Here is an 11,144-nt window from a genome sequence, read left to right on the forward strand (position 1 = left end):
TGTACTGGTTCACGCACCCCAACGACTGGGCGGTCAACCCCCGCACCTGGTCGCTCTGGTGCGCGCCGGCGCAACCTTCCACAAAGGAAAACTCCTCGAGCGGCCCACCTAGATCAACTAACTAACTGTTCAGGGAACTGGTCGCGGTGACCGGTGTCGGGCGTTTCTGCCGGCGTTGGTTGGCTGAGGCGGCACGCCACATCATCGAGGGGCGCAGCAGCCGAATCGGTGCGTCGACAAGCCAGGCCACCTTGAGGAACTGCTCGAATGCGGCGGTGTCGTATTCGGCAGCGGTCAGCAATCGGTCCATGTACCCGTTGAGCAACCTCGTCGATAGCGGTGCTGTGCCCTCGATCTCGGGCAGAAGGAGATCACCGCCGGCGGCCAGCTGCCAAGCCTGGCCGATCGGCTTTGCGGTAGCTCGGAAGAACCGCCGCGGCAGATCCGTTGTGCCCCGGGACAGGCAATTTCGCAACGCCAAGGCTTCCAGCGCAGCAACCGTCATACCCTGCCCATAGATCGGGTTGAAGCTGCACACCGCGTCGCCGACGACCAGCAAGCCCTCGGGCAGCAGCCGCGCTTTGTCGTACCGGCGCCAACGGCTGGACGGGAACCGATGCTGCGCTGTCTCTCCAAGAGGTTCGGCGGCCTCAACGGCCGCCAAGAAGTGGGCGGGTGCAAATGATTCGACGAAGGCACACATCGCCGAACATCCGACGGGTGGATCATTGCCCGCCATCCCGAAGACCGCGAACATCCAGGTGTCGTGCTCGTATCGCAGCATCGCCATGCCGGTGGGGCGGCCGGGCACCGGGGCCACGATGCCACCGACCTCGTGCAACGCCTCCGGTGGCAACCGCAGCAACTGACTCGCATACGTCAGATGGATGACGACGTCGTCCTCGGTTGGGCGGTCGTAACCTAGCCTTTCCAGCATTGCCGGTGTCCGCGCGCCACGCCCGGTCGCATCGACGACAAGATCGGCGGACAGTTCTGATTCTGATTGGTTGTGACGGCTTGCTATTCGCGCCCCGGTGATGCGATCACCGCTCGTATTGCAGGTGACGTCGACGACGTCGTGATTATCGAGGAACGCGATGTTGGGAATCGCGCGTACCCGGCGCCGAACGTGGGACTCCAGAAATGGTCTGCTCGGGGAGTACGCGCTCAGTCCTTCGGCCGAACCGGACTGCACGGCCAGATGCCCCCCCATATTGAAGTGGAGCTTCGATAGATCCCGATAATCAAATGAGGGTGCGCCCGCTCCGACGAGCTCGTCGAGGATCCCCGGGAAGAGCTCTTCGAGCGCCTGCGCGCCACGCAGTAGCAGGCCATGGATCTGCCGGTCCTGCGGCACGCCGCGGCGGTGATCGGCGTCGTCGCTCAGCGCATCCCGCTCCACCACGGTGACCGTTTCAAAGAACTCGGCCAGTGCTCGCGCGGCCACCAGGCCCGCCATGCTGGCTCCCAGAACCACCGCATGCTCACCGAGCTTTGTCATTAGCAACCTCCCGACTTGCGTCAGCATGGCGAGGTTTGCGCACGGCGGCCTCAGTAGTCGACTACTTGCTTTTCGCCGATGTTGAGGGGTCGACCTGCTCAGCCCCCAGGTCGATCAGATGCTGCCGTGGGGTGGCTCATCAGGTTTCCTGACCCTCCACGAGCCGCTGGATGACCTCCGATACCGCCGGGTAGGCGCGGTGCCGGCGGCGGATCACGTCGGCCACCAGCCCGGTCCACCCAGTCTGATGAGATGCGCCCAGACCCGCGCCGTTATCGCCGTGGAAGTACTCAAAAAATAACAGGTTGTTCCGCCAGCGCGGGTCGGTCTGAAACCGTCCCATCCCACCGAAACATGGTCGAGATCCGTCGTTGCCGACCAGGAATATCGACACCAGGCGTTCCCAAAGATCCGAGGCGACTGCGTCGAGGGTGACCCAGCTGCCCGAACCCGTCGGGTATTCGATCGTGAGCTCGGCACCGAAGAACTCGTGGTAGCGCTCCAATGCCGTCGCGGCAAGGTAGTTAAGCGGGAACCACACCGGGCCACGCCAATTGGAGTTGCCGCCGAACATTGCGGTGGTCGACTCGGCGGGCTCGTAGTCGATGCCGGCGCGCACGCCGTCGATGTCCAAAACGTACGGATGGTCTCTGTGATAGGCCGATAACGAACGCAGCCCATGCGGCGAGAGGAACTCGGCGGGATCGAATATGGTTTGCCAGAGTCGACGGACCCGCTCGAGGTCGGCTACACCGACCAGGAGCCGCCGCTCGCCGGGCGTGCCGCGCAGTATCCCCGCGGCGATCATGTCCTTGGTGCCGCCCAGCCCATGATGTCGCAGGTAATGGGCGAACCCTTTGTCTGTCACCAACGACTCGTCGATGGCCTGCTCATTGACCACCGCCACCGCGAGCAACGGAATCATGGCGACCATCGAGCGCACCCGGACCGGGACCGCGTCGCCATCGGGCGGCTCGATGCGGTCATAGAACATCCCGTCGCGTTCGTCCCAGGTGCCCACCGTCTCCAGTGCATCGGCGATGCCGGCGAAGTGCTCAAGGAACTTCTGCACCAAATCGAGCGCGGGTCGCTGCCCCGACCCGTGCAGGATCGCCGCAATCGTGGCCATCGACAACGCGTATCCCGCCATCCACCCGGTAGCGTCGGACTGCTTGAGGACGCCGCGGACGGGAAGGTGGGATCGGTCCAAGGGGCCGATGTTGTCCAGCCCCATGAACCCGCCCTCGAATAGGTTCGAGCCGTTGGCGTCCTGCCGATTCACCCACCAGGTGAAGTTGACCAACAGCTTGTCGAAAATCCGGCTGAGAAAATCGAAGTCGCGGCCTCCGTCGATGCCAAACACCTCCAGCGCCGCCCAGGCATGCACGGGCGGGTTGACGTCGGAGAAATCCCACTCGTATGCGGGTAGCGCCCCGTTGGGGTGTTGAAACCACTCGCGGCACAGCAGCAGCAGCTGATACTTCGCGAACGCCGGATCGACGTGTACCAGCGCGACGCAGTGAAATGCCAAGTCCCACGCCGCAAACCACGGATACTCCCAGCTGTCGGGCATCGACATCACGTCGAAGGCCTCGAAGCTGGGCCAGCGGGCATTGCGGCCATACTTCCGCTGCGCGGGGGGGCGCGGCTGGGTCGGGTCGCCGTCGAGCCAACGGGCCACCTCGTAGTAATAGAACTGCTTGCTCCACAGCATCCCGGCGAACGCCTGACGCATCACCGCGGCCTCGTCGGCCGACGCCGCGGCCGGAGTGAGCTCGGCGTAGAACTCGTCCGCCTCGGCGCGCCGCTGGTCCACCACCCGGGTGAAGTCCGCGTCCAACGCCGTGGCCGGGTCGGGCCCGGTGCCGGCCCGACGCAGCCGAAGCCGCAATTCGGCAGTCGCGCCTGGCGCCACCGTGACCTGATACCACGCAGCGCACTTGCTGCCCCGCCGCTGCGGGTTGACGGTGTCCGCCCCGGACACGACATGGTCGTTGATGCCGTCCTTTGGCCACCGTGAGCCACCCGTAACCCCGTACAGCCGAGCAACATTCGTCTCATTGTCGCAAAACAGCAGCTCCGGCCCGCCGCCCTGCGGGTCAGGGCCAGCCAGCAGCTCGAGGTCGCCAAGGAAGGGGTGCTCGACCGCCACCGCGCCGGTGGCGGTGGCAGCCAGCGTGGGCGCGGCCGCTCCGACATCCCAGGACCAGGTGTTGCGGTACCACAGGGTCGGCAGCACGTGCAGAAGTTCGGTTTCTGGCCCGGCGTTGGTCACGCTGATCGTCATCAGGATGTCAGTCGGGTCCGCCTTGACGTAGTGCACGTTGACGACCCAGTACCCGTCGTCGAAGACGCCGGTGTCCAGCAACTCGTACTCACTATCGAACTTGCCGCGTCGGCGGTTCTCGTCAAGCAGCTGCTGGTAGGGAAACTGTTGCTGCGGATAGTGATAGCGCCAGCTGTTCCACGCGTGGCTGGGCAGTGCGTCGCGGTACCACCAGTACTCCTTGACGTCCTCGCCGTGATTGCCCTCTGTCCCGGTCAAGCCAAAGGCACGCTCCTTCAGAATTGGGTCGCGCCCGTTCCACAACGCTACCGCCAGGCACAGCCGCTGCTCGATGTCGCAGAAGCCGGCCAGGCCGTCCTCGCCCCAGCGGTAGGCGCGCGAGCGTGCGTGATCGTGCGGCAGGTAGGTCCATGCGTCGCCGTCGGCGCTGTAGTCCTCGCGGACCGTGCCCCACTGGCGTTCGCTCACATACGGTCCCCACAAATACCAGTCGCTGGCCTGCCGCAAGCCCAAATCGAGCCGACCGAAGCCGTCGACTCGGGTGCGCTCCACACTCGCTGCGGCCGGCGTCATATTCGATCTCGAAACCGCTTGCTGTTCACAGGAACCCGAGCGGTGCCACGGGGGATATCACGTGGCTAATCACCTTCTGCCATCAGGCACGCAATGCCTCCGCGTCGGCGCGGGTGTACATCGCGTCGAGCACCGCGGACTCGGCTTCATCCACGGCGGCCTGCGCGAAGTCGATCGCATCAAGTGCGTAGGACTCGGCCAGATCGGCATCCATAGCCGTCACGTCGGCGTCGAACCGGTCCGCCTTTTCCTGGGCGCGGGTTCGCATCTCGGCGACATGAGACTGCCATTTGCCGCGGATCTCCTGCCAGTGTGACGACGCCTTGCTACGGGAGTCGTCTGCGTCCTGCTTCAGCTGATTGGCTGCAGCAGTGGCCTTCTCCCGTGCGCTGGCGGCGTCGGCAGCAAGCTGATCCTTCGTGCGCTGTCCAGCCGCACGAAGATGTTGTGTCGCCGCCTTTGCGTGGTCGGAAATCTTCTCGAACTGGCTACTCAGATCTGTGTTTGCCACTAGAAACTCCTTTATCAACTCATGGCTGGCTCGTTGCCAAACGTCTTAACGTTGGGCCGCTTCAACGCGGCCTAAAGTGATCGTCGGCTATGGGTCGCGACGGGTCATTGTTGGCCGACACACAATCGTCGTGCGGAGGTTATTCGCGACGACAGCGGAACAGGTGCATGGGCGTGCTGACTTCGCGTTCGCCGATGTGAAGAGGCCGTCCTGCGCACGTTGTGGCCGCCCCGGACTATCAGGTGTTCCCGCGGGCAACAATGAAGAAGTATCCGTCCTGGTCTACCCGGCCGCTATCGCCAGTCGAAAACCAGCCGTCGACAATGGCATTGGCGGTGGCCTCCGGCGAGTTCCAGTAGCCTTTCATGATGTTGGGCCCGCGGACCTGTATCTCGCCGGGTGTCCCGGTCGGCACCTCGGTAGCGTGTTCGTCGACCACTCGCATCTGCACGCCGTCGATGGGTGTGCCGATTGAACCGATCTTGCGCGGCGCGTTCGGACGATTGAAGCACGCCGGTCCGGACGTTTCCGACAGCCCGTAGCCCTCGAGCACAGTGCAGTCGGATGTGTCCTCGAACCGGCGCAGCTTCTCCACAGGCATTGTTGGGCCCGCCGAGATGCAGACCCGTAGCGAGCCGAAGTCTGGCTGGTGGCCGGCCGTGGTCGCGAGCATGGCGTCGTACATGTCTGGCGACCCCTCGAAGACGGTGACCTGTTCGGCCGCGAACAGTTCCAACGCACTGCCCGGCTCGAACTCAGGAAGCAGCGCCAATGTCGCGCCGGTGGAGATCGCTGCCGCCAGCCCACATGTGATCCCGAACGCGTGAGATAGTGGCAGGCAACCCATTACGACGTCATCGGGCCCGATACTGAGCAGTCGGCGCGCAATGACGCCTTGGTTGCAGGCCAGGTTGCCGTGGGTGAGTTGGGCGCCCTTGGGCACCCCGGCTGTGTTGGACGTGTGCAGGATGACCGCGTTGTCGTCGCCGGCGCGGGTCACTGGCCACGGCTGCCCGAGAAAGCTGCCGGTCAGGTCCTCAAGCGTGTTCTCGCCGACACCGATTCGGGCAACGCCGGCGGCCAGCGCACCAGCGGTAGCCGCAGGCCCGCATGACGGCGCGAATACCAGCAGCCGCGCGCCGGTGTTGCTCAAGAAGAACTCGACATCGAGGGCGCCTCGCAGCGGATCTATCGGCACGACAACCGCTCCGGCGTGCAGCACGCCATAGAAAACCATCGCGAACTCTGGACGGTTGGCCAGCATGACCCCCACCCGGTCACCTGGGCCGAGACCTCGGTCGCCGAGGTAGGCCGCGAACCGTGCGGCGTTGTCGGCCAACTCCGAGAACGTCGTCGTTTCTCCGTTACAGCGCAGCGCGGAACCAGCGGGGTACATGTCTGCCGACTCGACGAGATGCAGGCTCAAATTAGTCATGAAAAACTCCCCGCGGGCACGCCCTCCGACTGCTTTGATAATGGGATTTGGCGTGACCCCGTGTCGATGGAATCAGTGACAACGAGTGCCGCGTGTCGATGTGGCAGCCAACAACGGCTTATCCTGTGACGTTCAGCTGGTGCTGTAAGCCCAATAGTCATACGCGCCGGGCACCGGGCACAGGTCGCCGTATGCGGCCAGCACGAAATGAGCGGCTTCGTCGGTGGTCAGCTGTGGATAGTCGCGCACCAGGCCCGCGGCCACCTGGGTACCTTCGACGTGCTGATTCCACAGTTGCCAGCACACGTTGTAGCCGTCGGCCAGCATCCCGGGATCCGTTCCGGTGACGCCCGCCGCCCGTACGGCGGCCAAGAAGTCCTGAGGTGTGCCAGGTTGCGACGGCTGGCTTGCGCCGGCCGTCGTGACCGGGTCGGCGCCGGCCGGCGCGGCCAGGCCCACGGCAATGACGGTTCCAGCGGCACCGACGAGGGCTTGGGCCAACCTCAGTGGATTGGTTATGCGGTAGGTGGTCATATCTATTGATTCCCTTTGATTTTGGTGTTATGGCGAAGTTGTCGCCGACGTTGACTGGTCGATCGGATTGGTGCGCGCTGCACGATGGGCGGGCGTGCTCGGCGCAAGCCCGATCAGGTACAGCCAGAAACGACGGTGCTCATGGCCAAAACAAGCGCCTAATCCGACGATGAAAGCCACGGCGTTCCACGGTGTGGACTGAGCCACCGGCTGGTCAGACGCTGGCGGAGGTGACAGTCGTTGGTTGGCAACGGTATTCCGCACTTGCGGAGTACTTATGCCGATCTGTCAGGGATTCAGGTTGACGCGGGGTGCAGGCACTTGCCAGCAGTGAGCTCCTCCGGTCTTCGGCCCCCCGCCAGTGCAGACAGTCCCCATCTGGGGTCGGTGTGCGGGGGGCGGGTCCGCTTGAGGCGGCGGGTCCGCTTGCGCTTGGCATGGATCCGCCCCGCTGGTGGCGCACCGCGGGTCCGCGTGGGCTTGTCCCAGCAAGTCGGCACGGTCAACGGCGCTCATGATCGTCAGCACACTGGCGCCGGCGATCACAGCCCGTAGCCCTAATTTCTTCATTGTTTCTTCTCCTGTTCGGGTCGGCCTCACGCCGTCCCTCCCGCCAGGCGTCAACGAACGTGAAACCTCGAGGCAGGGGCGCGTGACTCTTGCCCTCCCGGCTGGCCGCTCAGCGCGGGCGGCCGACGTCGAACTCCGCCGCGCTATCAACTCCAAAGTGGCTCTGCGACTTCATATCTGGTGTCAACGTCGTCATCAGGCCAGGATCGTAGTGCTGTCCGGCTCTAGTAGCCCGCGTGATGTGCGCCTGTTCAGCCAGCCCTGTGACGGCCTCGCGCAAGGTCGTGACGGTGATCGGCTCGATGACAAGGGTTTCCGTGAACCGATCGGACTCTTCGGTATGGTGGCGCGCCCAGGCCCCGCTGTAGCCGTCTTCTGTCGGGCCGATAACGGCCAACGGTTTGTCCTGTAGTGCATTGTGATTCCACCGTCGCGTCAGCCAGTCGATGGCGTTGCGGAGGGTCGCGGGTATGTACTCGTGATAGTCGGTCAAAACCAATGCAGCGTGCGCCTCGAAGGCGGCGGTGTGCAATGCGGTAACCAGGCGTGGAAATCTCTGATTTTCAGAGGCTTCGCTGTGGGGCGGTAGGTAGTCGAGTTGGTCGAACACGTTGAGCGTTATTCCGTTTGGGATGCTGAGAGCACCGGCACCGGTCAGCTCACGGCTGACCATGCCAGAATCGATCCCAGCCATCACCAGCACCGTGGTGTCGGTCATACACCGCTTCGCGCGGCAAGTGTCCTCCGTGCCGACGTGGCATGTATTTGGCTCCCCGCCTTGATAATTGGTCTGCCGGTTCGTCTGCTGCATTACTCGATCGTCTGGGCGGCCACCGTGCGTGTCGAGGTTGTCGCATACAACGGTGCGCACCTCTTGCTGTCATTGCGTACAGGCGAGCGGCGTCGCTTCACGGCGCTGTGACGATGTTGTTGACGGCCACACCGGAATCTCACATGCGTTGTCTGAAACGACATCGACACCGGCTTCGGTTCCATTAACGATCGACTCATCGCAGGAAGACCTAAAGGCCGGCAACAAATCAGCCCACAGGCAACGACAGCGGTAGACGGTTGTTAAAGCAATGTGTCAAACGAAGTAAGAAAGAAGGAGCATCATGGATTGCACTCTCGGTACGCAGCTGTGGAGAGGCACACTGGGATGGGGTGTCCTGACCATCGTGTTGGGCGCCATGGTACTGGCATGGCCGGGCCCGACAATCCTTGTCTCCTCAACCATATTCGGTGTCTACTTGCTGATAAGCGGGTTAGCAGAGCTGTATTTCGCGTTCACTTTGCCCTGGTCCGCAGCTACTCGTGTCATGTTGTTCTTGACCGGCGCGTTGTCGCTTGTCTTGGCAATATTGTCGTTCCGCCACATCGGCGATGCCTATGCCGTCTTACTGCTCTCACTCTGGATTGGCACCGGGTTCATCTTCCTTGGGATATCTGAGATTGCAGCCGCCGTGAGTGAGCGCAACTTGCCGGGCATGGGCTGGTACGTCGTTCTCGGGTTGATGTCCGTGATAGCTGGTGGCGTCGTGCTTGTTTGGCCGTTCGACTCCATCGTGGTGCTTACCATCGTTGCCGGTGTGTCACTGGTGGTCCTCGGGCTGATCCGGGTCGTGCAGGCCTTCCAGATCCGCAGCGACACCAAGGCAGTGCGCGAAACGCGCGAGGCGTTATCTCAGCGGGTGGCAGCGTGACGACGAGAAACCTGCCCGTCCGATCGATTGGATGCAGCGCACCAATCTTCGCCGGCGCCGAAGGAAAACGGCTCGAACCAGCCGTGCGCGATTTCCGGCAGCACGACATGAATGTGACTATTAGGTTGAACCTTTTGGGTTGGCAGTTGGCCACATTCAAGGTTGATCTGGACATGGGGAGGTCCGGCGACGATGCCCCGAGACCGCGTCCTCTTGACGGTGCCTGCAAGCGGCTTTCGCGGCTCTGGGTGAATGCGATGATGTCATGAGCTGGCAAAGTGAAATGATGGTTTCCGAAGGTACGACAATGGCTGCCGCACAGTCCTATCCGATGGCGGCACAAGTTGGCAGGTCCATTCAAAGACGGTCAGTCGAGGCGGAATTGCACGCACAGTTTGAGGATGAGGCCGCACCACTGCGTGACCTTCTTTACCGCCATGCGTGTCGGATGACCCGGAATCGTCCGAATGCTGAAGACCTGGTGCAAGAGACGATGATGAAGGCGTATAAGGGGTTTCATTCGTTTCAGCGAGGCACCAACATGCGCGCGTGGCTGTTGCGGATCTTGATCAACAGCTATATCAGTGATTATCGTAAGAGGCGTCGCGAGCCGGTGCAGTTCTCCACCGAGGAGGTCACCGAGCAGCGTTTGATGGATACCTACGTCCGTTTGGTGCCGGCGGCATTGCGTTCAGCCGAAGACCATGCGCTAAATGCGCTGTTGGACAACAACCTAAAGTCGGCAATGCAGGCGCTGCCGCGGCCATTTCGCGACGTGGTGTACTACGCCGATGTCGAGGGCCTTCGTTATCAGGAGATCGCGGCGATCATGAACACCCCTGCCGGAACGGTGGCTTCGCAGCTTTACCGCGGCCGACGACAACTGCGCAAGCTACTCGGCGACGTCGTCAGCAGTGCCGGAACCGCGACGACGTCCGCGACGGGGTGATGTCTATGTCTGAGGTTCAGCGGGCCGGCCGCCATAAGGCCCCCTACCCGTTTCATCGGGTGGTATTGGTAACGGCGCGTCGTCAGTGGCTCGCTCGTGCGGGCACATTCATAAGTCGCGGCATCGCGGCAGCGATGTTGTTTGCAGCGCTTGGTGCTGCCGTGGTTGTGCTCGTCCACCCCCCGGCCACCGGCAGCCAGGCGTTAGTCTCTGGTTTTACTACACCGCGTTCCGCGGTCGACGTTTCTGCGCCCCGTTCGGTCGAGCAGATCGCCGCCAAGGTGTTGCCCAGCATGGTTACGCTGCAAACCAGCGTAGGCGGTGAAGCTGAACTGGGTTCGGGTATCGTCCTCAGCCCTGATGGGCTGATCATGACCAACAATCATGTTGTCGCCGCCATCGACGCCGGGCGGCACGAGTCGGCGCGCACCGTGGTGACGTTTCACGACGGGCGTAGCGCCGCGTTCAGTGTGGTCGCCGCCGATCCGAAGAGTGATGTCGCTGTTGTTCGCGCGCAGGGGATTACGGGCCTCACCCCGATTTCAATCGGTCATTCGGCCGGTCTGCAGATCGGTCAGCCGGTGATGGCGGTGGGATCGCCACTGGGTCTGCAGGACACCGTGACTACGGGGGTAATCAGCGCGCTACACCGCCCGGTGTCGACTGTCGCCGAGGCCGCTAACCAGTTCGTGGCGTTTGACGCCATCCAAACGGACGCGGCGCTCAACGCGGGTAGCTCCGGCGGCGCATTGGTCGACATGAACGGCGAACTCATTGGCATGAACTCAGCGATTGCGGCTCTGGGGGGTGTTGACGGCTCGAACGGTGTCCGCAGTGGTTCGATCGGAATTGGGTTCGCCATTCCCGTCGATAACGCCGCCCGCATCGCCGACGAACTCATCACCACCGGTAGTGCAACGCATGGTTGGCTGGGCGTGCTAGCGAGAAATGACATCAATAACCCCGGCGCCAGGATCATCGGCGTGACAGCCAGCAGTCCCGCCGCGGCAGCCGGACTGCCCACCGGCGCATTGGTAACCAAAGTCGATGACCACATGATTGAAAACGCCGATGCGTTGGT

General features: G+C 63.0%; 10 protein-coding genes. 4 read left to right on the top strand and 6 right to left on the bottom strand.

What is annotated here, in order from left to right:
- Nucleotides 1–121: 121 nt before the first annotated feature.
- The 6 genes from VN856_RS20350 to VN856_RS20375 all read right to left on the bottom strand — a co-directional run bounded on the left by VN856_RS20350 (nt 122) and on the right by VN856_RS20375 (nt 8,129).
- Complete coding sequence (locus VN856_RS20350) at nt 122–1,501, bottom strand: 2-polyprenyl-6-methoxyphenol hydroxylase-like oxidoreductase (protein ID WP_325692295.1); 1,380 nt, start codon at nt 1,499–1,501, stop codon at nt 122–124.
- Between the two features lie 139 nt (nt 1,502–1,640).
- Nucleotides 1,641–4,340, bottom strand: coding sequence for an MGH1-like glycoside hydrolase domain-containing protein (locus tag VN856_RS20355; RefSeq protein ID WP_325692297.1), 2,700 nt, complete (start codon nt 4,338–4,340; stop codon nt 1,641–1,643).
- Between the two features lie 103 nt (nt 4,341–4,443).
- Nucleotides 4,444–4,872: a hypothetical protein gene (locus tag VN856_RS20360; protein ID WP_325692299.1), complete on the bottom strand. Its 429-nt coding sequence runs from the start codon at nt 4,870–4,872 to the stop codon at nt 4,444–4,446.
- Between the two features lie 238 nt (nt 4,873–5,110).
- A complete protein-coding gene (locus tag VN856_RS20365; protein WP_325692301.1) occupies nt 5,111–6,307 on the bottom strand; it encodes an AMP-binding protein in 1,197 nt (398 codons plus the stop codon).
- Nucleotides 6,308–6,439: 132 nt separating this feature from the next.
- Nucleotides 6,440–6,841: a DUF732 domain-containing protein gene (locus tag VN856_RS20370; protein ID WP_325692303.1), complete on the bottom strand. Its 402-nt coding sequence runs from the start codon at nt 6,839–6,841 to the stop codon at nt 6,440–6,442.
- A 679-nt stretch (nt 6,842–7,520) separates the two neighbouring features.
- Nucleotides 7,521–8,129 carry an NAD(P)H-dependent oxidoreductase gene (locus tag VN856_RS20375; RefSeq protein WP_325692305.1) on the bottom strand — a complete coding sequence of 203 codons (609 nt, stop codon included), beginning with the start codon at nt 8,127–8,129 and terminating at the stop codon, nt 7,521–7,523.
- 397 nt (nt 8,130–8,526) lie between these two features.
- Between VN856_RS20375 and VN856_RS20380 the strand changes: the two genes are divergently transcribed.
- The 4 genes from VN856_RS20380 to VN856_RS20390 form a co-directional block, all read left to right on the top strand.
- Nucleotides 8,527–9,114 (top strand): HdeD family acid-resistance protein, encoded by a 588-nt coding sequence (locus VN856_RS20380; RefSeq protein ID WP_325692306.1) that lies wholly within the window; start codon nt 8,527–8,529, stop codon nt 9,112–9,114.
- A gap of 107 nt (nt 9,115–9,221) precedes the next feature.
- Complete coding sequence (locus VN856_RS28975; protein ID WP_422656569.1) at nt 9,222–9,383, top strand: DUF7429 family protein; 162 nt, start codon at nt 9,222–9,224, stop codon at nt 9,381–9,383.
- Complete coding sequence (locus VN856_RS20385) at nt 9,380–10,063, top strand: sigma-70 family RNA polymerase sigma factor (RefSeq protein ID WP_325692308.1); 684 nt, start codon at nt 9,380–9,382, stop codon at nt 10,061–10,063. The genes VN856_RS28975 and VN856_RS20385 overlap by 4 nt, the downstream gene beginning before the upstream one ends.
- Before the next feature lie 5 nt (nt 10,064–10,068).
- Nucleotides 10,069–11,144 (top strand): S1C family serine protease (locus VN856_RS20390; RefSeq protein WP_325692310.1); only part of this gene is annotated, 1,076 nt, incomplete at its 3' end.

It is taken from the genome of Mycobacterium sp., from assembly GCF_035603715.1.
Lineage (GTDB): Bacteria > Actinomycetota > Actinomycetes > Mycobacteriales > Mycobacteriaceae > Mycobacterium.

Bases quoted from the DNA above. Each gene is read 5' to 3' on its own strand.
- VN856_RS20350 (WP_325692295.1), bottom strand. From the start codon at position 1,501: ATGACAAAGCTCGGTGAGCATGCGGTGGTTCTGGGAGCCAGCATGGCG.
- VN856_RS20365 (WP_325692301.1), bottom strand. From the start codon at position 6,307: ATGACTAATTTGAGCCTGCATCTCGTCGAGTCGGCAGACATGTACCCC.
- VN856_RS20370 (WP_325692303.1), bottom strand. From the start codon at position 6,841: ATGACCACCTACCGCATAACCAATCCACTGAGGTTGGCCCAAGCCCTC.
- VN856_RS20375 (WP_325692305.1), bottom strand. From the start codon at position 8,129: ATGACCGACACCACGGTGCTGGTGATGGCTGGGATCGATTCTGGCATG.
- VN856_RS20380 (WP_325692306.1), top strand. From the start codon at position 8,527: ATGGATTGCACTCTCGGTACGCAGCTGTGGAGAGGCACACTGGGATGG.
- VN856_RS28975 (WP_422656569.1), top strand. From the start codon at position 9,222: ATGAATGTGACTATTAGGTTGAACCTTTTGGGTTGGCAGTTGGCCACA.
- VN856_RS20385 (WP_325692308.1), top strand. From the start codon at position 9,380: ATGAGCTGGCAAAGTGAAATGATGGTTTCCGAAGGTACGACAATGGCT.